Raw genomic sequence first — 21,799 nt, forward strand, 5'->3', positions numbered from 1 at the left:
TATTCCCTCATTTCTTATAATTTGGTTTCTGATTAGCAATCAACTCATGGAATTGAACATAATCATCATACCGACTCTCCATGATTATACCATTGTTTACCGCATCCTTAACAGCGCAATGTGGTTCTTTTAGGTGCAAGCACCCGCGGAATTTGCATTGCGGTGCTAAATCAGCCATCTCTGGAAAGAGGGCCGGCAGCTCATTTACCGTCATGTTAAAGGTCTCGTAGGATGAAAAACCAGGAGTATCCGCAATCAATGCGCCATTTACGTCGAGCAGGCTAACTTTTCTCGTCGTGTGCCGGCCCCGTTGCAGTGCTTGGGAGATTTCACCCGTCGCTAATTCTAGCTGCGGAGCTAGGTGGTTAAGTAAAGTTGACTTACCAGCCCCAGTCTGCCCCATCATTGTGACAATCTGTCCCTTTAATAGGGTCATCAATTCAGCAAGCTGTTGCTGGGCGAAGGGGTCCTGGTTCGCTAAAACATGGTAGCCAATTTTTCGGTAGCCGTCAATCACAGGACGCAAGTTTTCGTCCTCCGCATCTGTAAGGAGGTCTGTCTTTGAGAAGAAGATTACCGGCGTGATTTGTTGCGCTGCTAAAGCAATCAACTGGCGGTCAAGCAAGTTGGCAGAAAATGCTGGTTCCTTAGCAGATGTTACCACTACCGCCATATCGACATTGGCAACTGGTGGCCGCACCAGCTGGTTTTCCCGTGGCAAGATCTTCAGTAGGTATCCTTCCTGCTGGTTTTCCGCACTAAACTCGACGTGGTCACCAACGACCGGCTTGATCTTTTTCTGCCGGAAGTTCCCCCGTCCCCGGGTACGATAAATCTTCCCGTCAGAATAAACATCATAAAAGCCACTTAGTGATTGTTGAATTGTTCCTGTTTTCAAATGGCACCTCCATTAGCCTGTAATGTTTGTTGCACTCATAATCGTCCGCCCGTTGCGAACAACCCGGTACGCACCCATCTGGCCGCGCTTCAGGGTAAACGGCACATTAATCGTTGTTTCCTGATTGATCGTGATATCTTGATACTCCATCGTTAAGTTATGGTTGGCGTCTTTGATATAAACCTGCACCCGGTTTTCCCGTTGACCACCATTACCATCAAATGGAATATTAATTTGAATATTGGTTGTCTTAGTTTGGTTGCCAGAATTGGCAATTGCGACTGTCAACGTATCACCGTGGTTTAAGACGGAACCAGGCCGCGGCGTTTGGCTAACAACGTGATTCGTCGCAATTGTCTTGGACCGCTTTTCCTGCGTCGTCAGCTGGAGCTTATTTTCATTAGCAAACTGTTGAACCGCACTAATGTCCTGGTTCTTAAAGTCAGGAACCTTGATCGGCTTTTTACCGGCACTAACCCGAAAGACAATCGTGTTATCTGCCGGTTTAACGATGGTTCCCTTCTTGTGGTTTTGCCGCATGATTTCGCCCTTGCCAACGTGGTCCGAATAAACCTTTTCATGGTGAACTTGGAATCCCTTATTGCGCAGTGACCGGGCAACTGGTGCATAATCATCACCGACATAGTTACCCATCTTCCATTGCTTCACCCCGGCACTTAGCACAACATCGACCGAGCTATTTACCCGGGCCTTATGGTTAACATCCGGCTTTGTCTCCACAATGCGGTTCTTCGCCACTGTTCGACTATTTACCCGGGTAATGTTGCCAAGGCGGAGATTATGTCTGCGGAGACTACGCTCTGCTTGAACAGGGGTCAACCCCTCCACATCAGGCGTGATCACTTGCCGCATTAAGAACCACCAGCAAGCAAAAGCACCAATAATAAGGACCACGACCAACGAGCTGACCGCTAGGTATTTCCGCCAGCGTGACGTTTTTTTCGTTGGCTTTCCCTTTTCCTTCGCTGGTTTTTCTTCCTCATCTTCACCTGGGCCTTGCTGTAAAGTGTCTTTAAGGTGCTTAATATCAAGGACCTTGGTCTCACCATTGTCATCATGGTGAATTTCAACCCGCGGCTCATTTGCCCGCACCGGGTTGAGGGCCGTCTTAAGGTCAGCCGCCATCTCGTCGACTGACGAATAGCGGTCTGCCGGCGCCTTAGCGGTTGCCTTGATAATTACATTTTCCAACGACTGCGGAATTTTCTCATTTTGCTGTCTTACTGACGGCACCTCTTCGCGGAAGTGCTTGAGGGCAATCGAAACAGCCGTCTCCCCTTCAAAGGGAACCTTCCCGGTCAATAACTCATATAAAATAATTCCCAGCGAGTAAATATCCGACTGCTTGGTCGCAATGCTCCCCCGCGCTTGCTCCGGCGAAAGGTAGTGAACAGACCCCATCAAAGTATTCGTCTGGGTCAGTGAGTCTTGTGAAACCGCAACGGCAATTCCAAAGTCAGTAATTTTTATATTTTTATTTTCATCAATTAATATATTTTGTGGTTTAAGGTCCCGGTGGATAATTCCGTGGGCGTGAGCGGTGCCAACGGCTGCTAATACCTGCGTCATAATATCGACTACTTGGGGAAGCGAGATAGGAAAGTTTTTCTTAATGTATGCTTTCAGATCCGTCCCCTTCACGTATTGCATCACCATGTATTGCAAACCGTGATCCTCACCAACATCATAAATACCAACAATGTGGGGATCATTCAGCTGCGTTGCCGCCATTGCCTCACGGTGAAAGCGCCTCTTGGTATTGGGGTCATCCCGCAGGTCAAGCCGTAATAGCTTCACTGACACATCACGGTCAAGAACCGTATCATGAGCCAGGTAAACATTTGCCATCCCACCTTCACCAAGAGAACGAATTATCCGATAACGGTGACCAATCTCATATCCAGGATTCATCTACTAACCCTCCTGGTCATTGTTAATCCCGATTAACACGGTGATATTATCAGGGCCACCAGCCTTATTAGCCATCTTGATAAGCTTATTACACTTGTCAGTCAGCGGCGTCTCGTCCACCAAAACCGCAATAATCGCTTGACGGTCGACCGTCTTAAATAAGCCATCGGTGCACATCAAAAGAATGTCACCCTGGTTTAAGTTAAACCGGTTGACTTCGACCCGGGCATCACTAGAAATACCGATCGCCCGGGTAATAATGTTACTTTGTGGCAGCTTTAAGGCCTCTTCTTCCGATATATCACCGGTCTTAACTAACTCATTTACGAGGGAGTGGTCAATCGTGATTTGTGTCAGCATCTGCTGGTGCAGGATGTAACCCCGGCTATCACCGATGTTGGCAACAACAATTTCACTGTCGAACACAATTGCAGCTACCATCGTGGTGCCCATTCCCCTGAGCTTTACTTTTTTCTTTGATTTTTTGACAATTTGATCATTAACAATTTGCGTTTCACGAGCAAACCACCGAATTGCCTCTAACGGCGTTAACGGTGGTTTCTTTTTAAATTGTTTTCCAAGAGTCGTCACAGTATATTCGGCAGCAACGTCGCCACTGCGATTACCACCAATCCCGTCAGCAATAACTAATAGCTGGTTGCCACGGTCATTTGTAAATACGTTCACGCGGTCCTGGTTTTGTTTTCGCTGGTGACCGATGTCCGTTTGATAAGCAACTTTCATGGATTATTTTCCCTTCTTGAGGCTACTAATAAAGAAGCCGTCAGAGTCAAAGTCACTCGGCAAAATGGTTAAAGTTGGTGAGTGACGCTCGTCTTTAATCTTCCGTGCCGTCTGTGTTTTAACCAGGCTAAATTCTGGATGGGCCGCTAAAAAGGCCGTTACCGTCTCCTCATTTTCCTGCTTAAGGATCGTACACGTACTATATGTGATTATACCGCCTTTTTTCAGTTTGGGGGCAACTGCATTTAAAATTGCTAGCTGGATTTGGTGCAAATGGGCACTATCTTCCTTGGTCTTGGTATAGCGAATTTCTGGCTTCCGCCGCATCAGCCCAATCCCACTGCAGGGGGCGTCAACTAAAATCTTGTCAAAAGTTTCATCGCTAAACGCAGCAGCTACTTTGCGGGCATCAAGCGCATGGGCAGTCACTCGGTCAGCAAGTCCTAACCGGTTGGCATTCTTTTCTATCAACCGAACCTTGTGAGGGTGAATGTCGAGGGCGTCAACATGACCATCTCCCGTAAGTTTGGCGGCAATCTGGACTGTTTTACCACCAGGCGCTGCACATGCGTCCAGCACCCGGTCATTAGGCGAAACTGCCATGCTCTCAACCGCTAGCATCGCACTCTCATCCTGGATGGTAATCAAACCTTCCTTAAATAGCGCTGAAGTAACCACCTCCCCCTTGCTAATGACAAGGGCGTCTTCTGCTACTGCACTTTCACTAAACTGGATTCCCTCTGCTGTTAATGCCTGCTGAACCTCTGTCATCGTGGTCTTGGCCCGGTTAATCCGTACGACTTGATGGGCAGGCTCATTAATGGTTCTAAGAACTGCTGTGGCTTTCTCCTTGCCATATTCAGCAACCAATTCTTCCACTAACCATACTGGCACACTCGCCTGAATGCTCAACCGTTCCACCGGATCGGTAATATCTTGCAAGTCAGTTAGGCCCTGCCGCAAGATTGCGTGCAAGACACCAGTCACAAACTTCCGAATTCCGGGATTACCACGGTGCTTCGCAATTTCAATACTCTCATTTGTAACCGCCCAGTCAGGAACCCGTTCAAGGTAGTGGTATTGATAAATTGCTGACAAGAGCAATACCTTGACCCAGGAATCTAGGCGCTTACCGTTAGTAACCGCGGCCAGCCAGTATTCAAGCGTCAGCTTATGTTGCAAGACACCATAAGTGATGTTCGTGGCAAGGCGGCGGTCCTTATCAGCAAGTGGGTATTTCTTTAGGAGCTGGTCTAACTGGAGGTTTGAATACGCCCCACTCTGCTCAACTTGTTCAAGGGCAACCAGGGCAAGCTCCCGGGCATTTGTTGGGGTAAACTTCTTAGTCATCAGTTACGATTTGACCTCCCTCACTGATTCCTTGGTGGCCGTTAAGGTAAGGGGTGATCTCCATCATCTTCTTCCCCGCAGGCTTTAGCTGGTTAATTTGATAAGTGGTATTGTCACCAGCAGCAATTACCAGCTGGTGTTTGGTGACCCGCACTACTTTTCCTGGCTCCAGGTCGGTCTTTTCGTCAAGGGGGGTGACATCGTAAATCTTAGTCCGCACCCCATCAATGACCATGTTGCCGAGAGGCGCTGGCCGTAAGCCACGCACCTTAGCATCGATCAAACGGGCTGGCAAGCGGTAGTCAATTTGTTCTTGTTCACTACTAATATTTGGTGAAAAGACTACCTTTTCAGGATCCTGGGCAATTGGTTGGACATCCCCGCTAATCAATTTTGGCAGGGTTGCTAGAAGCAAGTCCCGGCCAAGCAGGCTGAGCTTATCAAACATCGTTCCACTATCATCATCAGCCTCAATTGGAATTGACCGCTGGGCAATGATGTCACCGGCATCCATCTTCTTGACCATGTACATGATCGTAACCCCAGTTTCCTTATCACCATTGATAATCGAATACTGGATTGGCGCACCACCACGATACTTTGGCAGTAGTGAGCCGTGAACGTTAATGGCAGCAATACGGGCAGCCTCGAGAAGCTTGGTTGGCAAGAACTGCCCATAGGCTGCAGTAATCAGTAAATCCGGTTGCAGGTCAATGATCCGTTCCATCTCAGGACTCTTGCTAAGCTTGGCCGGCTGGAGTACTTCGATTTCGTACTTCTTCGCTAATTGCTTAACTGGTGACTCGTGGAGGGTCCGTTTACGCCCAATATGGTGGTCCGGCTGGGTCAAAACTGCTTTGACGTCATAATCAGGGCTATCGATCAGGCTCTGTAAAATTGGCACGGCAAATGATGGTGTTCCCATGAAGACAATTGAAGTTGACATATGAAAAATCCTTTCCTATTTACATAAAGTACTGCGGATCCGGGTCAATGCTGACTTGGACATCCTTATATCCCTTACTCTGCGTGTCTTGAAGAATATCAAATAGTAGTTCATGCAGGTGCGGGTCCTTTTTATATTTAATTACAATCTGGTAGTAGTAACGGCGCTTCATCCGTGCAATCGCCCGGGGAGTCGGCCCCAGGATAATCGTTGACGGCATTAAGCCCCGTTTTAGGCGGTCATGAATCTTCGCCATCGCTTTAGCGGCTTGCGCTTCTTCAGGATGGCTCGCCATCAAGCGCACCGTAAAATAATAGGGTGGGTAACCCGCCTGGTGCCGCAAGCCCATCTCCTGCTTGAAAAAGCGGTCGTAGTCGTGGGCCTGAGCATCCTTTATCGCATAATGATCAGGGTTATAGGTCTGGATAATTACCTGTCCCTGCTTATTAGCCCGGCCAGCCCGGCCACTGACCTGGCTAAGGAGGTCAAAAGTACGTTCACTTGACCGAAAGTCTGGCAATCCTAAACCAGTATCGGCGTTTAAGACACCCACGAGGGTAACGTTGGGAAAGTCAAGGCCCTTGGCGATCATCTGGGTGCCCAGGAGAATATCCGCCTGGTGTTGACCAAACTGCCGGAGAAGTTTCTCGTGCATCCCCTTCCGCCTGGTCGTATCAACGTCCATCCGAATTATCCGCGCTTGTGGCAACAGTTGTTGTAACTCCTGCTCAACCTTTTCTGTTCCTGTCCCATAGTACCTAATCTGGCGGCTATGGCAGTTCGGACAGACTTGCGGGATTGGTTCCTCATGCCCGCAATAGTGGCATTTCATCGTCCGTGTATCCATGTGGAGGGTCAGTGAAATATCACAATTAGGACACTTTAAGACTGCCCCACAGTCCCGACACATCATAAACGAAGAAAAGCCCCGTCGGTTAAGCATCAAGATACTCTGTTCCCGCCGTTGTAGTCGTTGGTCAACTGCTTGTAAAAGCTCACGCGAGAAATTGCTCTCGCCGTATTTTTTGACTTGTTCACGCATATCAACGACTTGAATTGGCGGAAGCGGTTGCTCGTTTACCCGGTGTGGCAAACTCAACAACTGATACACCTTTTTCACCGCCCGTGCCCGACTCTCAAGGCTAGGTGTCGCAGAGCCAAGGATTACTGGGGCATGGTGGTACTTTCCCCGCCATTTGGCAACCTCGCGCGCATGGTAGCGGGGTGACTCATCCTGCTTATAGCTGGCTTCATGTTCTTCATCGAGGATGATGATCCCAATCTTTTTTAGGGGAGCAAAGACAGCCGAGCGGGCCCCAACAACTACCTGAGCCTCGCCACGTTCAATCCGCCGCCACTCATCAAATCGTTCCCCATTCGATAGACTACTGTGTAAGACCGCCATTTTCGAGCCAAAGCGGCTGCGCACCCGGTTGACAATCTGGGGGGTTAAGGAGATTTCTGGTACTAGCATTAATGCGGTCCTGCCCTGCGCTAATGCCGCCGCAATCGCCTGCAGGTATACCTCGGTCTTACCACTACCGGTTACCCCCTGCAAGAGAAAGGTTGGCGACTCCTGCTGGTCAATTGCACGGTCAATCGCCTGAACAGCAGCTGCCTGGTCATCATTGAGCGTCAATGGCTTTGCTAAGTGCTGGTCGTCTGGGGAAGGCGTTTGTCCCAGTGGCGTTCGGTAAACTTCCACTGGCACCTTTTCTAACCAGCCTTTCTTTTGCCCCTGGTTAAAGGTAGCGGCCTTTAAGCCGGTCAACCGTTCGGCCTCTTTAAGCTTGACAACCTTTTCCCCAATCGTTTGCAGGTAGGAAAGCAACTTATTCTGAGCATGGGCGTTCGAATGAAGACCCAGGCGCTCGTCTTCTAACTGCTCAAAGGTAAGCCGGGAGCGGATCCCCGTGACCGTCTTTGCCCGGGCGCGGTCTTCAATCCGGTAATCAATTGCTACTTTCCCGGCCCGTTTAAGCTTTAGTAGTTGGCTGATAATTGCCGGCTGGTCTTGGACTGTACTCAAATCCAGCTCGTCTTTACCGTGAAAAATATCAAAGAAAACGTCCTCACTGACCTCGTCAATAATTCGCACAATCCGACTAGTCTTGGCCTTTAAGAGGTTCGGCAGCATCGTGTACAGACAGGAAATCCAAAAGGAGTAAGTTGTGTCAGCGAGCCACTTGCTAAGGGTCAATAGTTCACGATTAATCACTGGCTGCAGATCCATGACCGCTTGGATTGGCTTTAATTTACCATCATAATCAGTGGCCTGGTCCAAACCGACGACAAATCCCTGGACAGTGCGGGACCCTTTGCCAAAGGGGACGACCACCCGGACCCCTAGCTGGATCTGCTTTTCAAGGGTCGCGGGAATCTGGTATGTATACGGCTGGTTTGTCTGCATTGTTGGAACATCAACGACTACTTGTGCCAACTCGGGCATCTAATCACCTTGCTTTAGTTTTGTCCTAATCAATTCAATTAACTTGCTTGCAACCCGGTCCTTGCTCATCCGCGCCCACTTCACCGGCAGATGGGCTTTTTCAAGGATCGTCACTTCGTTAGTGGTACTGCCAAAGGCGCCGTTTACCCCGGCAACACTATTGGCGACGATCAAGTCCGCATTCTTTGTTGCCAGCTTGTGGTCGGCATTTTTAAGCAGGTCGTTGGTCTCTGCTGCAAAACCGACAACCAGCTGATCAGCCCTCTTATGCTGGGCAACCGTCTTTAAGACGTCAGGAGTCTCCGTCAAGTGAATCGTTAAGTGGGGGTCATCAGCTTGTTTTTTAATCTTCTTAGTGGCGGGACTGACGGGCCGGTAATCAGCAACAGCGGCGGCCATTACAAGTACGTCTGCCTGCGAAAATTCATCCGTCAAAGTAGCTAGTAAATCTTCCGTACTAGTCACTGACCGAATAGTGATCGCTGGACTAGACGGTAACGGAACACTAACTTGACCCACAACAAGGGTTACCGTTGCTCCTGCCTGGGCTGCAGCCTTAGCAATCGCAATCCCCATTTTGCCAGAAGAGCGGTTACCGATAAAACGGACGGGGTCAATATCTTCCCTTGTTCCGCCAGCTGTAACAACTACCCTTTTGCCCGCTAATTGCTGGTGCTTATTTAACTGAGCTGCGACGAACTGGCAAATATCATCAGGAGCAGGCAGGCGCCCCTTTCCATCATAACCTTCTGCCAGCCGACCAGTCGCTGGGGTCATTACCGTCACCCCATCTTCTTCCAATTGTTTAAGGTTGCGCTGGGTTGCCGGGGCCATCCACATATGGTTATTCATCGCGGGAACCACTATTTTCGGCGCCGCGGTAGCTAACAGGGTCGTCGATACTGCATCATCAGCTAGCCCAGTAGCCATTTTTGCAATAATATTAGCAGTCGCAGGAACAACCACTGCCAGGTCTGCCCAGTCAGCCAGTTCAATGTGGGGGATTGGCGTAGCGTGTTCATCCCACAAGTCCGTAAGCACTGGTTCTTTTGTTAAGGCAAAGAGTGTCGCAGGTGAAATCAACTGACAGGCCGCATCAGTCATTCCAACCCGCACCGTGTGACCCATCTTTTGTAAACCCCGTACAACTTCAATTCCCTTATAGGCAGCAATGCTCCCTGTAAGGTATACCGCAATTTTTGTCATCCTTTCACCCCAACGAATTTATTTATCCATTTGATTATAGCATTTAATCCCCGCCAGCTGAATTTTTAAGCCAACTCCTGACCTGCGTATTAACTTTAAAATAATAAAGAGGCCGGTCTCCCAGCCTCAATGGTCATTAAAATTAGTCTTGCAGGTCTTCAGTGTGGTCTGGGTCAATCGTCACCTTACCGGCAAGGATTTCTTCAAGCGCCTTCCCAACCGACTTGCTTGATTCATAGTGTTCAAGCAGTGGTGCGGCACCACCGTCTAGTTCGTTTGCCCGCTTACTTGCTAGCATAACGAGGGAATAACGTGAATCAATATGCTTTAACAATTCATCAACTGATGGAAATAGAATCATTTCTCTGAATCTCCTAACATTTCAAGATAACGTGGCATAACACGGTGGACACGGAGACGCTCACAGCGAATAATATCCTTGATCTTAGCTACTGCCCGTGGCACCTCATCGTTAACAACCGCGTAATCATAATTTTGCATCATCTGGATCTCACCGAATGCCTTATGAATCCGCTTATTGATAACATCCATACTATCTGTACCGCGGTGGATCAACCGTTGCTTTAACTCATCAAGGTCTGGCGGGGTCAAGAAGATAAAGACGCCGTCAGGACACTTTGAGCGAACTTGCATCGCACCGTTTACCTCAATCTCAAGGAAAACGTCTTTCCCGGAGTCCAATGTATCATTTACATATTTTAAAGGGGTACCGTAATAGTTGTCAACATACTTTGCGTATTCCAACATTCCCCCAGTTTGAATGTGATGTTCAAATTCTTCTTTGCTGACGAAGAAGTAATCAACCCCATTTACCTCACCCGGGCGAGGCTTCCGGGTAGTCATTGAAATTGAGTACTGAAAGTCATTATCATTTGAATCAAAAATTGCCTTCCGTACGGTCCCTTTTCCTACACCTGATGGGCCAGAAAGAACAATTAGCATTCCACGATTTGCCATTATAACGCTCCTATTTATTTTGTCGTATTACTACTATAATGCACTAGATTATTACTGAAATCAAGCAATGTAATCAAGAAATTAATTTTATATTTTCTCTTGCAATTCTGAACACCCGTTTGTATACTATAATCACAAACAAACGTTCGGAGGCGCAATCATGCAAATTGAACAAAAACCATTTTTTAAATTAACGCCACAAATTATCAGCAATAAGTTCCACCACTTATTCGATACCCCTACGACTAAGCACTACCCGGAGCTAATGCAAGCCCAGCCACTTTGCCAGCGACGCTTATTTTTAAAGCGAGCAATTACTGACAAGCTCAACGCAACCTTTCAGCTGACCCCCGTCACTGCTGAAGGCCACCCGGTTAATGTTACTGGCAAGGTCTCCCAACTGGCGGACAGCAACCGTTACCTAATCGTCAATAAAAATGTTAATTATGTTGTGCGCTTTGACCAGATTAGGTACATCGCTAACCTCTAGTAAAGGTGTAACAGATTAACAAGGTTTGATTGTCTATCAATATTTTCACCTCTTTCATAGATAATTGAATGGCGGATGACAAGTAATTGTACAGTTTCCCTTTTTAGCTAGCTCACGATAGTCAATACCGCCCTGCTTTTCCTTCGCCTGAATTAAACCAGCTTTTTCCCAAGGGATAAAGCTGTGTTGTTCAATGTGCCATTCCTGCTTACCATCCCTGTCTTGATAGGGATACACGAAAGAAAGTGCAGTATTATCTGAGAACATTGAATAGTCAAATCCGATATAAACGTCACGACCTCGAATGTCAAAGCTTGGAATAACGGCTCGCTCAATATCAGATAGCTTTAGATAGCTATTAGTAGCTTCTTGTAACCACAGATTAAGGTTCTTATTTTAGAAGTCATCGACCGTTCCGGTGAGCATATCAGCGTCATGTTTATCACGTAAACCATCCAAGAAAATATCATGCTGACTAGGTAATCCGAGCAGCGGGTTCGACTTAATCCACGTATCTTCCTTAAAAGTTTCGTCCAGGCTATCCTGATCCCAAATTAAACCTAACGTCCGGTCAGCTACTCGACTGAAATCTTGTTCCATGACTTGTTGAACCATTTTCTGCTCTTCATGAAACGGTACAGAAGGATCGGGATAAGAAGTCGAAATCTCAATGTATTGATAATTAGGCACGTTAACTTGCCCGGAAACAATTTTCTTAGTTCCTTCACGTGACTTAATATTACCAACCTCATCAAAACCGCTGTCGTAAAGTGGCAAGAGTCATACTTACCAGCATTAAACGATAGCGGCCTAAGATTGTTATTAAATTTCCGCATTGAAATCCCGGTATGTTCATGAATTACCAGGTCATCTTCTTCAGCCAGTTTCTTAAAAGCTGGTTGCTGGTCAATAATACTCTTAATCATATTCGCAATATATCCGTATAGCTTCCCTGTTTGGTTGTCCGCAATACTGACAGATGTAATACGTTACCTTAGCTCTTGCCATTGCTTAGTTCGATAGAAGTTGTACTGGTCTGACTTAGTATTATTCCGATACCGTATTACTGTATTGTATTTGCGTTGATACTGTTTGCCACATTCTCTTGCCCATCGCTGTCTGTTTTGCTATGTATTCCGCTTCATTTTTAAAGTGCTTACTGCAATAGTGGTTAGGTAGCTGCACCATTGCATGGCACCCTGGTTGTCTGCAGTGTCTAAACCTTGGCATCATTACTCATCCCCTTTCATAACAAAGTACGTGTTAAATATGTATTTTTCTCTTAATACACGTATTAAACACGTGTATTATAATAAGTGTTGAAGGGAATTGAATCATTTGGTACAACGTCGTAAGGTTGAAAAGAAATTCAAAGATAGCGGGTGGTACTTCGTTAGGCATGGTGGCAATCATGACATCTGGTCAAATGGTAAGATTAAAACTCAACGGCACCCAAAGTTCAATGACAAACTCTACAACGCTTTGATTAAAAAATTCAACCTAAAGTAACAAAGGTAAGGCTCCTAGCCGAGTCTAGCTTTTGTGTGCCAAATTTGAAGGAGGAACACTTATGGACGAAATCAAAGTATTCCCAATCATCATTACTAAAAGCGAAGATAATACTGATCATCCTTATTTTGTTAAGATTCCTGATATTGATGGAATGACAGAAGGTAAATCAATTGCTGACGCGATGGAAATGGCAAAAGATTATATTGGTACTTACTCACTTGAAGATAAATTACCTGAATCTAATACTGACTTGCCAAAAGCTGAAGATGGAGCAACTGTTACTCTGGTTACTGTTAATGTTTCTGAATATAAGCGCAAACATGATAACAAAGTAATCAAGAAAACTATTACCATTCCTAACTACTTAAATGAATTAGGAAAAGAAAATGGTGTTAACTTTAGTGAAGTAATGACCACTGCACTAAAAGAAAAACTTAGTGTTTAACTTTGTTGCTAGCCGACTCCAAATAGTTTTATGGGGATGTTATAAATTTATGTACTAAAAAAGCGCCAACCGAAGTCAGCGCTAAGGTCACTACTTGAGCAACCATTTAATTAGATGTTTAATGTGCTTACTAGGCACAAACAATATGATAAGCCAAAAATGGCTCATGGGGTTCACCCCCAGTTGCACTTACAATTTGAGATTGGTGGTCTCGGAGTGCTTTCTTATTGTACCATAGAACTTTTATGTTATAATGTGAGTATCAATATGATAAGCCGGAGTGCAAAATGGAACCAGCTGGTTACTTGTTCCGTACCGGTAAACTGGGTGCCTTAATCGGCATCCTTTTTAGTTTTAAATTCAATAATAAAAGACGGTAGCGAATGCTATCGCCTTTTTTAATTATTTAATCTTTTGTATGTACAAAAGAAAATGGGAAACCTGTAACTCCCAATTCGATTAAGTACTATGCAAGTAAAGTAACCGAGGAATTAGGTTTCCCATTTAATTTCCATAGTTTACGTCATACCCACGCAACTATGCTGCTAGAGGCAGGTGCATCACCTAAGGAAGTACAAGTTAGGCTAGGTCATACAAAGATTGAAACTACCCTTGATACTTATGTCCATTTAACGAATCATAAGAAGCGAGAAACTGCCAATCTCTTTGACAACTTAACAAAGTTTAATATAAAAGAAAAGTAGACTAATATTCTACCTTTCCCTTAAAATCCCGCATAAGGGAAAATTAAGGGGAAACTAGTAAAATATTGGTCTACTTTGTGATTTTTAAAGATGTCAATTCCTATTACACCAACGTTTACTTATCATCAACTTGCTCATCGGTCTGCAAAACGGCCATAAAGGCAGCTAATTGAATGGGTTATATTTAACGATTCCTAAAATACTTAATAAGAGCTTATAAGCCTTGGTAAATATGGACTTATAAGCTCTTATTTTTTATATAGATTTCTATAATATTTTATGAATTTTCAGCAACATTTTGTTTATGTGGGCATTTCGTGGGCAACTCTTAAAATAGTATTTCTTTAATCATTTTCATCATTATCATACGATACATGACTTACTGCTTTAGGAAATAGTTGGTCTTCAAGATACTCAGCTTCACATGGTTCTGTACTATCCTGATCCTTAGCATCATCATACGCTGAAGGATTATTTATTCTTGCATTTTCTAAAATATCTTTTTTACTAAAACTTAAGTCTTTAATATCAGCTACATTAAAGACATATTTATCATCATTATCTTTAATAGAAACTTGAGATACATTTGGATTAAGTTTTGTCTTTTTCACAGCCAAAATAGCATGATAGTAATAAAATCCACTAGCATATATTTCTTGACGATCAGGCAATTTTATATTAACCTTCAGCATTCCATTCCTATTATCAAGTTTAACATGATAATACTCTTCATCTCCATCATTACCAACACTATCAAAATATTTTTCCAAATTTTCTTTATATAGTCCAACGTTACTATCAGCCTTTACCACAATACCTAAATTAAATAAAAGAAATCCTAACATAATTGCTAAAATAAATTTTATATATTTTTTCATATACATCACCATATTTATCTTAACAAATTCATAATACTAGAAAAAGTCCTAGTAGTTAGTCACAGTTTCTTAGAACTGCAGCAACTACTAGGACTAATAATTTAAATCTGAATTGTTTGGCCAACATAAATTACATTAGGATTTGAGATTCCATTCTTTTGTGCTAATGCTTGCCAAGTTGTATGGAATACACTAGCAATTCCACTTAATGTGTCACCTGCCTTGATCGTATAAGCATTAGATTGGCCATTACCAGCTAAGTAAATCTTTTGACCGACATAGATCACATTCGGGTTAGCGATATGATTGCGGCTTACTAAGTCAGATACCGTTGTACCAAACTTAGTCGCAATTCCGGACAAGGTATCGCCTGCTTGAACGAAGTAAGTATTTTCAGTTGTTGGTTGTCCGGTTACCTTGAGGACTTGACCGACTTGGATCATATTTGGATTACCGATGCTGTTGATAGCAGCAAGGTTTTGGTAAGTGGTGCCGTACTTAGTGGCGATGGCGGATAGCGTGTCACCTGGTTGGACGATGTAGGTTCCGCTTGCTGGATGGCCGACGTGTTGAACCGGCTGGGGTTCTGGAATAACAACTTGCGGAACATTACCTGATACAGAACCCGTCGTAAAGGCACCGTCAAAGTCCAAGCTAGTATCAATACCCATGATACCGTGATCTGAGTATTGCCATGCAGCGGCATTATCAATACCAAGTTCAGTCACACCATAACCGGCAATCCAAATCTTTCGGGAGCCGAATCCATGAGAATTAAGCGTGTCACCAGTAAAGAAACTTTTCATGGAATAGATACCAGTATTCTTGTAACCTAATGCTTCGACTTCTTGAAGGAATGCTAAGGAAGCAGACTGATAATCAGCTGCAGAATGAACTTCTGCATCATCAATCATGAGAGTATCGTCATACATACCGAACTGCCGGGCAATTTTAACGAAGAAACGGGCTTCATTTTGTGCATCGCCAACAGAAGTATAACGGGCAAAATGGTAACAAGATACTCGTAAACCGACTGCAAGGGCATTACGGATTTGAGCTGCTGCACGCGGGTTAACGTAAGCAGAACCGTCTTCGGATCCTTCCGTTAACTTAACAACAACACCTAATGCCCCCTGATTTTTAGCAGTTTGGAAAAAGGCAACGGTATCTGGTTGGTAGCTCGAAACATCAATAAATTGATTACGCATAATTATTTATCCTCCTTCATTGGATCGATTGCAGTTGCTTGGCCGGCTGGAATAGCGGCTGTTTTAGTAGGTTGTGCTTGTTGTAATGTCGGATCAACGGTTGGTGTCAAGGACGACTTTTCATAAGCTGATTGAACAAGCGTTTCAATAGCATTAAGGTCAATGTTCTTAATACCCTGCTTTTGAAGAGCCTGTTGAACAATATCCGTTGCTTGATGGAACTTCTCATGACCTGCCATATCTTTGCCAACTAAGGAAGCAACTGCATCATCTGCAAGTTGTGCAGCACATGACCAAGCGGCACGAGATGTTGCAGTTTTAGCATGGATGACTTTGGCGTGAATAAATGATTGACTCTGTTTTAAGGCAAAATAAAAGACCGTTGAGATAACGGCCGTCATGATATAGGTTGGAATTGCGTTAATGATATTCATTTGTTTTCTCCTCCAAGTTTGTAATTCTTCGTTCGTGATCTTGCAACTGCTCATCATGATGGATAAAGTGCTTATCTCCATCTTCAAAGCGTTTATTAGCATGTTTATGCCATTCATTCCAGTCTTCAATGTTCTTATTAAGCTTTTGAAGATTCTGATTAATCGGATTAAGGACTTTATCAATTAGGTTGCCAATTAACTTATGCGCCCCGCCAAATACTGCTGTGCCAATCACAAGAATGGATCCCCACTCGGCCCAACTAAGACTGAGAAATGAATGGATTGTAAAGATGTGCATTGTGCGTTGTCACCTCCTTGAGGGTAAAATAAAAACGCCCTATATAGGACGACGCATTATTGATTTGATTCTCTTTTTCTAACGATTCTCATTATTTCGTTATCCTTAAGCATCTCCGCGTATGCTTTGCCGAGCATTGGAGTATCTTCTTTTAAGTTATTTAACATTGAATAAATGACATAAATCGTATTCTCTTTGTCTTCATTGTACAAAAAATCTTTATAGATAAACATACTTATTTTCGTAAAAATATTATGTACTATTTCTTCTTGAACAACAGGTTCGACATCATTCGCTATTAGTTTTTGAACATCTAATTCAATAGAGTCTTGAATTTTTGTTAACCACTCAATATCTTGAGATCTCAGCTTAAAGTATGCTTTGTCTTGCTTCTGTTTAAGAGCGTCAACTTCACTTTTTAATTTTTGTAAACTACTGAGATCATATTTTTCAGCAATTTTCTGTATGGTTTCTGTTCTTAATTGATTCAATTTTTTATCATTTATTTTCCATTGAATGATTCCAAAAATAGCAAGAGCTAGCGTAATTACTAGAGTAATAATTCCTAAATAGTTACTGTTCTGCTCCTCTATTATATCTACCAATTTATCGTTCATAGCTGACTCACTTATTAAAATAATCATGACACAGTTTTTCTCCTAATAGATTTCTTTTTTCTTCATACAGAAAATATTATTTTTAACATATTCAACAAGACCATTAGTTTCCATTCTTTTACTAATTTCATTGTTTGAATTTTTAATTTTGATTAAAATCAAATTAATATATTTAAACGTCCGTATAATAGTAAAGGATTTTGAATACTGCAAGATATAGTTAATGTTTACTTGAAGTATATCAATATCATCCTCAGTTAAGGAAAGATCTTGATTCCACTTTTGGCTATTACGAAATACGTTTACCGCTTTTCTTAACTCCTTTATTCTATTTTGCTCAATCCGTCTTGCAAATTTTCTCTCTTTTGTAGCTACTTGAAAGTTGAAAACAGTCATCAGAAATGTACTCACTGAAACTATAGTAGCAAATATTGCTCCAGCATTTTGAAATAATTGCTCATGATATAAGCACACCATATATCCTATTATAAAAATAACAAGTGTATAGCAAATTAGTACCAATTTATCTCTCGATTGCATCACACGTTTCCCTTTCTTAATTTAATAACAGAAAATATATTACTGGATTTTAGGTATGTTAACAATAGCCGCCCATAACAAAAGCCTCACTCAAACGAGCGGGGCTTTTATTATGTACTGTGTATTTCTACGGCGACTATGATGTTTTCTATTAAGCTGTTTTGTTCTGCAACTCTTTCAATTGCAATTCAAAGAAATTCCTTACTAAATCGACAAAATTGCTTAATTCTACAGATGGAATTGGTTCTAACTTGGAATAATGTTTTTCCATAACTAAAATTTTCAATAAAATTTCTCGTTCAGCTGTATTTTCGTCATGAAATAAATATAAACGAATTAAAGTAATTTGTTCCTGGATATCATTGATACTTTTCTCTAATTCTTGGATATCATTTTGGTTCTCAGCGATTTGTTTTTTAGCGTCTTCTATACTTTTTATATTATTTAATCGCTCAGAGCTTGTGTTTTTCTTTGTCTTCTCTATTTTTCTGTTAATAATAGTGCAATTTCTTACAAATTTAGCAATTAATTTTCTTGTTTCATTCCACCAATCTAATTGACTTTGATAAAAAAGCTTTTCATCTTTTTGCATTTGCGCAATCTCCCTCTGCGTTTGGATCGTAGCTTCATTATTCTTGCGTTGTACTTTTAATGACTCTTTAGTGTTTTTATTTTGAAAATAAGCTGTGATACTATAACCAATTAGGCTCACTACTCCTGATACAAGAGCGGCAATTAGGCCACTATATATCACTGCTGAATTACTAGAAGATGCATGGCTAACTAACAATATCATATAATCTACCCCTCAATATTTAATAGGTAAATTATACCTTTAGTTATTTATTACTCAAAGTTGGAATTCAAAATGTCAATAACGGCCCCCCCATAATATTTTAGGCCACTAAACGGTGATTTAGCAGCCTTAGTTGTAGATTTTGCTGTCATAATCTATGCTCCCATCGTGGTTTCAATATTATAGTCTTGACCTGTTACCGTCTTATAGTCTTCTTTGCTGATAGCCCCACACTGAACATAAACTTTGTAGAAATTGACATCATGATTTCCCCAGTCATTCCAAAACATTTGTAGCATTTGTAATTGCGTCATCATTGTTGAACTTCCTCCTTTGACTTAGCGATGGCTTGTTGCTGATTAGTCTGCATGAACATTTGTTGCAACTGCTTAATTTGATTTGCTTGTTGTATATTTGCAGCTTGAAGTTTAGCGTTGGTTTGATTTTGTTGCATAACAGTACTTTGTAGCAAAGTGATTTGTTGTGATTGCTGCATCAATAACCGTTCTGTTGGTGATTGGCTATGAATAATCTCTGGCTGAGCTAACAATTCACATGCTTGTAACTCATAATTGTCATTAACTTCCAAATGATGAATACCAGTTTCATCTACTCTATATATCGCTTTCATTTCAATCACCTCAAACTTGAACCCAAAGATTTCCTACTCGCAAGAATTCAACCGCTTCATTAACCTGACACTTGTAATCAGTGCTTCCTTTCATAACAAGGTGATTATCTCCAGCACTGTCAAGATTACCAGCATGATGGAAAGTAATTGGATTCCAGCAAACGCAAACTAATCGCCGGCCGTTTTGATATTGATAATCAGTTGCTGGAGCAATCGTCGCAATTGTTCGATCCTGACCATTGGTTGCCAGCACTACATAGGATTGATAAGGATCAAGTACGACTAGATCATTTGTAGAATTATCTGCGGCATAATTGGAATAGCTTTGAACGGATGCATAACCCGAAGAATGCTGATTCATCATATCTTGATGGCTGATATTTTTACGTGCCATTCCAGCAAACAGCGCATTAACTCGTGAGTAACCATTGTAATGAATATTAGCTACTTTGTCATAATTTGCCTGTGTATTACTATCTAAATATGTTTGAAAGAAGGTCGGTTGAAGATCAACCGCACTAATCCCATCACGTGTCTCTATCCAAAGTTCAACTTCAAATTCAACGGTCTCACTTCGAGAAGTACGAGTCCAGAATACATAAAATTTATAAAATTCAGAAGTATCATAAAACCCTGTTAATGACTTAGTACCAATATTAACAGCAAGGTGGTCTGGTTTATCAAAATATGCTGAAATATAAACATCACTGACGTTATGAACCATATTATCATCACCGTTTGCACACCGTAAAGCAAGTGTAAATCGACGAACCTTACGATCGGTCTGACTGACAATCTGCGTTGGGTCGTTTTGCAATTTTAGTGAACCAAGATAAGTACAGTTATTCTCATCAAACGCTGGGGTTGTGTAGACCTTGTAATGATCATATTGAGGTAACAGATTTGTATTAGGCCCAAGCGTATCACTTGTATAATTCGTTGACATTAAATAATACCCCCTTCAATTGAAGATTTGAAAATATTTTCCGCTGGAGAAAGATTCGTAACGTCTTGGGCTTCGTCAAAAAAGTTAAACGGCTTTCCAGCGTGCCACCAGGCAAAGCCAATAATATTCTTATCTTCTTTTAAGAAGTCGAACATCGCTTTCATTAGAAAGGCAGTTACTTCATAATCATTAGCACCATTAGCGGAATTAAAATCATCTGGTACTAGTTTAGTTAATCCCTTAATCGTTGGAATACAGCCCGTTTCCGTCATAATTGCATTCTTATTATACTTTTCACAGGCTTGGTCAATGCAAGAAGCAATGTTAGTCCCATCAAGGGTGTTAGAGAACGATTGAACTAAGTAACTTGTAGTTAGCTTATCGCTATAATCGTCAATGATGTAACCCGGATATACATTCAAGCCAATTAAATCAAGATACTTTAGTAATTTAGTATGCTCATCATCCACAATTTCAAAACCCATATATGCCGCTGTTAGTAATAGATGAGGATACTTAGCTCGAATGCTCTCAATAATAGTCCGCCAATAATCAAGATACTTATTTTGTGTTAGCAAATATTGTTCAGTTTCAATACATAGAATAGGAACATTATTTTCATCGCAAACTGCTGCATACTTCATTAGAATTGCTCCCCAGGCATTAAAGAAACCTGAAATATCGCTTGGCATATACTCTGCTCGATAGAAGTTGTCCCAATAATCAATTCCTAAGTGCGGCTTAATCATTGTAATTGGGACATTATATTGCTTACTCCAAACAATAGCTTGCTGCAATTGCTTGCCGTCACTCTTTTGAGGGTTTGAATCGTTCTTATCAGTTATCCCCACCATATCAACAACAGACATCGTAGCGTGAATTGCTTGCAGATGTTTGACTTGATTTTCAGTTATAGTGCTATTTCGACCGTTTGGATCAGTTGTCACAGTTACCATCTTGTACTGCAAAAGCCCCGCATTATTGCGCCCCATTTGACGAATTGCTTCAACCGAATTGGATAAATCAGCAATTTTCTTATTTATATCAGCAAGTTTAGAATCAATTAACTCAGAGAATTTATCCAAATCTGCTTGGGTAAGTAGATTGTTTTGCTTAATCTTCTCAATCAATTGTTGAAGCATTGTTTGCTCAGTTGTTAGAGTAGTCTTAACATCTGTACCTAACTGTGTTAATTGCTCGACAGCATCGTTAAGCCGTTTAGCTGCTGTTTCATATAATGCTTGAGTATCAGCCTTGAATTTCTTTTCTCCGTCAAGCAATTGATTAAGGATGTCATTAAAAGGATTAATGTAGTCTGCCGGCACCATATCAGCAAAAACGAAATCTTCTAAGACAGATAAGTCAAACTCTAATGTTGCGATGCACTTATAATCAGACAATCTAATCAAGCGGAAATAAGCCTGCTTGTATGCACCAGCAACCGCAAAGGCTTGCACTGGGAATGTATAACGGAAACGCCCATGTAAGCCATCAACGACCACTGAACTATTATCAATAACACGATACGACTGTTGCTTCCCATCAAATGGTGTTCGTCCACAAAATTGGAGAATATAGCCAGTTATATCAAATGGTTCGTTGTCCTTCCCTTGTTGGATATTTACGAAAGTTTGCCGTAAATTGTCCATCTGCAATCGTCCTTGAACCCAATTATTACTTTGAACATTTACACCAGAACCATTGCCAAACGTTAATTCAAAGTCTTTAAGCGACTGGGGTTTTAAGGGTTCACGGCGATCTTCTGTTAAATTAAAAGTTAATTCCATCATTTTTCCT

The 21,799-nt window shown here is 42.3% G+C and carries 23 protein-coding genes and 3 pseudogenes; 4 read left to right on the top strand and 22 right to left on the bottom strand.

All coding sequences use genetic code 11. From position 1 onward, the window contains the following. Nucleotides 1-7: 7 nt before the first annotated feature. The 9 genes from rsgA to gmk all read right to left on the bottom strand — a co-directional run bounded on the left by rsgA (nucleotide 8) and on the right by gmk (nucleotide 10,503). On the bottom strand, nucleotides 8-898 hold the full coding sequence (gene rsgA, locus CZ502_RS09485; protein ID WP_076461948.1) for a ribosome small subunit-dependent GTPase A: 891 nt from the start codon (nucleotides 896-898) through the stop codon (nucleotides 8-10). A 12-nt stretch (nucleotides 899-910) separates the two neighbouring features. Beyond that, nucleotides 911-2,830, bottom strand: a complete 1,920-nt coding sequence (pknB, locus tag CZ502_RS09490) for a Stk1 family PASTA domain-containing Ser/Thr kinase (RefSeq protein WP_076461950.1) — start codon at nucleotides 2,828-2,830, stop codon at nucleotides 911-913. A 3-nt stretch (nucleotides 2,831-2,833) separates the two neighbouring features. Beyond that, the gene (locus CZ502_RS09495; RefSeq protein WP_076461952.1) at nucleotides 2,834-3,574 is read right to left on the bottom strand and encodes a Stp1/IreP family PP2C-type Ser/Thr phosphatase; all 741 of its coding nucleotides are present in this window, start codon (nucleotides 3,572-3,574) and stop codon (nucleotides 2,834-2,836) included. Between the two features lie 3 nt (nucleotides 3,575-3,577). Beyond that, nucleotides 3,578-4,924 carry a 16S rRNA (cytosine(967)-C(5))-methyltransferase RsmB gene (gene rsmB / locus CZ502_RS09500; RefSeq protein ID WP_076461954.1) on the bottom strand — a complete coding sequence of 449 codons (1,347 nt, stop codon included), beginning with the start codon at nucleotides 4,922-4,924 and terminating at the stop codon, nucleotides 3,578-3,580. Further along, entirely contained in the window at nucleotides 4,917-5,870 is a 954-nt protein-coding gene (gene fmt, locus CZ502_RS09505; RefSeq protein WP_076461956.1) for a methionyl-tRNA formyltransferase, read from the bottom strand. Before fmt ends, rsmB begins: the two co-directional genes overlap by 8 nt. A 19-nt stretch (nucleotides 5,871-5,889) precedes the next feature. Then, nucleotides 5,890-8,319, bottom strand: a complete 2,430-nt coding sequence (gene priA, locus CZ502_RS09510; RefSeq protein ID WP_076461958.1) for a primosomal protein N' — start codon at nucleotides 8,317-8,319, stop codon at nucleotides 5,890-5,892. Further along, complete coding sequence (coaBC, locus tag CZ502_RS09515) at nucleotides 8,320-9,525, bottom strand: bifunctional phosphopantothenoylcysteine decarboxylase/phosphopantothenate--cysteine ligase CoaBC (protein WP_076461961.1); 1,206 nt, start codon at nucleotides 9,523-9,525, stop codon at nucleotides 8,320-8,322. It lies immediately after the preceding gene. Between the two features lie 142 nt (nucleotides 9,526-9,667). Next, on the bottom strand, nucleotides 9,668-9,886 hold the full coding sequence (rpoZ, locus tag CZ502_RS09520; RefSeq protein WP_076461964.1) for a DNA-directed RNA polymerase subunit omega: 219 nt from the start codon (nucleotides 9,884-9,886) through the stop codon (nucleotides 9,668-9,670). After that, nucleotides 9,883-10,503: a guanylate kinase gene (gmk, locus tag CZ502_RS09525; RefSeq protein ID WP_076461966.1), complete on the bottom strand. Its 621-nt coding sequence runs from the start codon at nucleotides 10,501-10,503 to the stop codon at nucleotides 9,883-9,885. The genes rpoZ and gmk overlap by 4 nt, the downstream gene beginning before the upstream one ends. Before the next feature lie 160 nt (nucleotides 10,504-10,663). Between gmk and CZ502_RS09530 the strand changes: the two genes are divergently transcribed. Beyond that, nucleotides 10,664-10,993, top strand: coding sequence for a hypothetical protein (locus CZ502_RS09530; RefSeq protein ID WP_076461968.1), 330 nt, complete (start codon nucleotides 10,664-10,666; stop codon nucleotides 10,991-10,993). 72 nt (nucleotides 10,994-11,065) lie between these two features. Here CZ502_RS09530 and CZ502_RS09535 read toward each other — a convergent pair. Together CZ502_RS09535 and CZ502_RS10905 are read right to left on the bottom strand one after the other, a co-directional pair. Next, nucleotides 11,066-11,967, bottom strand: a pseudogene (locus tag CZ502_RS09535) (terminase TerL endonuclease subunit); the annotation flags it as partial. Next, nucleotides 11,960-12,223 (bottom strand): annotated as a pseudogene (locus tag CZ502_RS10905) (DUF8602 domain-containing protein); the annotation flags it as partial. The pseudogenes CZ502_RS09535 and CZ502_RS10905, both read right to left, overlap by 8 nt. 108 nt (nucleotides 12,224-12,331) lie before the next feature. Here CZ502_RS10905 and CZ502_RS10995 point away from each other — a divergent pair. From CZ502_RS10995 to CZ502_RS09545, 3 genes and pseudogenes are all read left to right on the top strand, one after another. Next, entirely contained in the window at nucleotides 12,332-12,502 is a 171-nt protein-coding gene (locus tag CZ502_RS10995) for a type II toxin-antitoxin system HicA family toxin (protein ID WP_143457287.1), read from the top strand. A gap of 61 nt (nucleotides 12,503-12,563) precedes the next feature. Beyond that, nucleotides 12,564-12,950: a type II toxin-antitoxin system HicB family antitoxin gene (locus tag CZ502_RS09540; RefSeq protein ID WP_076461970.1), complete on the top strand. Its 387-nt coding sequence runs from the start codon at nucleotides 12,564-12,566 to the stop codon at nucleotides 12,948-12,950. 410 nt (nucleotides 12,951-13,360) lie between these two features. Continuing rightward, nucleotides 13,361-13,654, top strand: a pseudogene (locus CZ502_RS09545) (tyrosine-type recombinase/integrase); the annotation flags it as partial. 344 nt (nucleotides 13,655-13,998) lie between these two features. Here CZ502_RS09545 and CZ502_RS09550 read toward each other — a convergent pair. The 11 genes from CZ502_RS09550 to CZ502_RS09600 all read right to left on the bottom strand — a co-directional run bounded on the left by CZ502_RS09550 (nucleotide 13,999) and on the right by CZ502_RS09600 (nucleotide 21,792). Beyond that, nucleotides 13,999-14,532 carry a hypothetical protein gene (locus tag CZ502_RS09550; RefSeq protein ID WP_076461972.1) on the bottom strand — a complete coding sequence of 178 codons (534 nt, stop codon included), beginning with the start codon at nucleotides 14,530-14,532 and terminating at the stop codon, nucleotides 13,999-14,001. A 101-nt stretch (nucleotides 14,533-14,633) separates the two neighbouring features. After that, nucleotides 14,634-15,740 (bottom strand): LysM peptidoglycan-binding domain-containing protein, encoded by a 1,107-nt coding sequence (locus CZ502_RS09555; protein ID WP_200804233.1) that lies wholly within the window; start codon nucleotides 15,738-15,740, stop codon nucleotides 14,634-14,636. Nucleotides 15,741-15,742: 2 nt separating this feature from the next. Further along, nucleotides 15,743-16,174, bottom strand: coding sequence for a phage holin, LLH family (locus tag CZ502_RS09560; RefSeq protein WP_076461976.1), 432 nt, complete (start codon nucleotides 16,172-16,174; stop codon nucleotides 15,743-15,745). Continuing rightward, on the bottom strand, nucleotides 16,161-16,409 hold the full coding sequence (locus CZ502_RS09565) for a hypothetical protein (RefSeq protein ID WP_143457288.1): 249 nt from the start codon (nucleotides 16,407-16,409) through the stop codon (nucleotides 16,161-16,163). The genes CZ502_RS09560 and CZ502_RS09565 overlap by 14 nt, the downstream gene beginning before the upstream one ends. Before the next feature lie 119 nt (nucleotides 16,410-16,528). After that, nucleotides 16,529-17,116, bottom strand: a complete 588-nt coding sequence (locus tag CZ502_RS09570) for a hypothetical protein (RefSeq protein ID WP_076461980.1) — start codon at nucleotides 17,114-17,116, stop codon at nucleotides 16,529-16,531. 15 nt (nucleotides 17,117-17,131) lie between these two features. Further along, the gene (locus tag CZ502_RS09575) at nucleotides 17,132-17,629 is read right to left on the bottom strand and encodes a hypothetical protein (protein WP_076461982.1); all 498 of its coding nucleotides are present in this window, start codon (nucleotides 17,627-17,629) and stop codon (nucleotides 17,132-17,134) included. A gap of 151 nt (nucleotides 17,630-17,780) precedes the next feature. Next, nucleotides 17,781-18,425: a hypothetical protein gene (locus tag CZ502_RS09580; protein ID WP_076461984.1), complete on the bottom strand. Its 645-nt coding sequence runs from the start codon at nucleotides 18,423-18,425 to the stop codon at nucleotides 17,781-17,783. Nucleotides 18,426-18,580: 155 nt separating this feature from the next. Beyond that, entirely contained in the window at nucleotides 18,581-18,742 is a 162-nt protein-coding gene (locus CZ502_RS09585) for an XkdX family protein (protein WP_076461986.1), read from the bottom strand. Continuing rightward, the gene (locus CZ502_RS09590) at nucleotides 18,739-19,056 is read right to left on the bottom strand and encodes a hypothetical protein (RefSeq protein WP_076461988.1); all 318 of its coding nucleotides are present in this window, start codon (nucleotides 19,054-19,056) and stop codon (nucleotides 18,739-18,741) included. Before CZ502_RS09590 ends, CZ502_RS09585 begins: the two co-directional genes overlap by 4 nt. 10 nt (nucleotides 19,057-19,066) lie before the next feature. Further along, nucleotides 19,067-20,002, bottom strand: a complete 936-nt coding sequence (locus CZ502_RS09595) for a hypothetical protein (protein ID WP_076461990.1) — start codon at nucleotides 20,000-20,002, stop codon at nucleotides 19,067-19,069. Next, the gene (locus CZ502_RS09600; RefSeq protein WP_076461992.1) at nucleotides 20,002-21,792 is read right to left on the bottom strand and encodes a BppU family phage baseplate upper protein; all 1,791 of its coding nucleotides are present in this window, start codon (nucleotides 21,790-21,792) and stop codon (nucleotides 20,002-20,004) included. The genes CZ502_RS09595 and CZ502_RS09600 overlap by 1 nt, the downstream gene beginning before the upstream one ends. Nucleotides 21,793-21,799 lie beyond the last annotated feature (7 nt).

Origin of the sequence: Limosilactobacillus caccae, assembly GCF_900156885.1 — a bacterium.
Classification (GTDB): Bacteria; Bacillota; Bacilli; order Lactobacillales; family Lactobacillaceae; genus Limosilactobacillus; species Limosilactobacillus caccae.